General features: G+C 76.1%; 2 protein-coding genes. Both read left to right on the top strand.

All coding sequences use genetic code 11. The features are described from left to right. Positions 1–681, top strand: a 681-nt coding sequence (locus tag ACRWND_RS30735) for a glucose-6-phosphate dehydrogenase assembly protein OpcA (RefSeq protein WP_431955240.1), incomplete at its 5' end; no start/stop codon positions are given. After that, positions 678–1,460, top strand: a complete 783-nt coding sequence (gene pgl, locus ACRWND_RS30740; RefSeq protein WP_431955242.1) for a 6-phosphogluconolactonase — start codon at positions 678–680, stop codon at positions 1,458–1,460. The genes ACRWND_RS30735 and pgl, both read left to right, overlap by 4 nt. The last annotated feature ends 6 nt before the right edge of the window (positions 1,461–1,466 follow it).

Raw genomic sequence — 1,466 nt, forward strand, 5'->3', positions numbered from 1 at the left:
GAGAGCGTGGTGCTGCCGCTGCTGCTGCCCGACGCCCCCGTGGTGGTCTGGTGGCCGGAGGACGCCCCCGCGAACCCCGCGGAGGACCCGCTGGGCCGGCTCGCGGCGCGCCGGATCACCGACGCGGCGGCCACCGAGGACCCGGTCGCCGCGCTGGGACTGCGCGCCGAGACCTACACCCCCGGCGACACCGACCTCGCCTGGACCCGGATCACCCCGTGGCGCAGCGTGCTGGCCGCGGCACTGGACCAGAAGCAGGCCGCGGTCAGGGGCGCCGTCGTCGAGGGCGAGGCGTACAACCCGAGCACGGAGCTGCTCGGGCTGTGGCTCGCCCGGCGGCTCGGTGTGCCCGTCCGGCGGAAGACCAGCGAAGGCCCCGGGATCACCGCCGTACGGCTGGCGACCGCGGACGGCGAGATCTGCCTGGACCGGCCGACCGGCGCGCTGGCCGAGCTGGCCATCCCCGGCCAGCCGGACCGGCATGTGGCGCTGCAGCGGCGGGCGACCTCGGATCTGATCGCCGAGGAACTGCGCCGGCTCGACCCGGACGAGGCGTACGCCGCGGCGGTCAAGTTCGGTGTCGAGCAGCTCGCGCACGCCGAGGAGACCGTCGAGTCCGCCGCCGCCGCGGCGGGGCCCGGCCAGGACGGCGGCTCCGGCGAGAAGGCGGCCGCCCGATGACGGCACCGCAGGTGGTGGTCCACCGGGACAAGGAACTGATGGCACAGGCCGCGGCGGCCCGGCTGATCACCAAGATCGTGGATGCCCAGGCCGCCCGAGGCTCCGCCTCGGTCGTGCTGACCGGCGGACGCAACGGCAACGCCCTGCTCGCCGCGCTGGCCACCTCGCCGGCCCGGGACGCGGTGGACTGGGCGCGGCTGGACCTGTGGTGGGGCGACGAGCGGTTCCTGCCCTCGGGCGATCCTGAGCGCAACGAGACCCAGGCGCGTGAGGCCCTGCTCGACTCGGTTCCGGTCGACGCGGTGCGGGTGCATGCCATGCCGCCCTCGGACGGTCCGTTCGGCAACGACGCGGACGCCGCCGCAGAGGCCTACGCGCGGGAACTGGCGGACGCGGCCGGCCCCGAGGACCACGGGCCGGTGCCCTCCTTCGACGTGCTGATGCTCGGCGTCGGCCCTGACACACACGTGGCCTCGCTGTTCCCGGGGCACCCCGGGGTCCGCGAGACGGAACGCACCGTCGTGGGCGTGCACGGCTCGCCCAAGCCGCCGCCCACCCGCATCTCGCTCACCCTGCCCGCCATCCGCGCCGCCCGCGAGGTCTGGCTGCTGGCGGCGGGCGAGGACAAGGCGGGGGCCGTGGCCATCGCCCTGTCCGGGCCAGGCGAGATCCAGGCCCCGGCGGCCGGCGCGTACGGACGGTCCCGCACCCTGTGGCTGCTGGACCGTACGGCCGCCGCCAAACTGCCCCCGCAGCTGTATCCGCCGTCCTCCCCGTAAGGCGGT

The organism is Actinacidiphila sp. bgisy167, assembly GCF_965342175.1.
Taxonomy (GTDB): Bacteria; Actinomycetota; Actinomycetes; order Streptomycetales; family Streptomycetaceae; genus Actinacidiphila.

Coding starts and splice junctions, on each gene's coding strand:
- pgl (WP_431955242.1), top strand. CDS start 678: ATGACGGCACCGCAGGTGGTGGTCCACCGGGACAAGGAACTGATGGCA.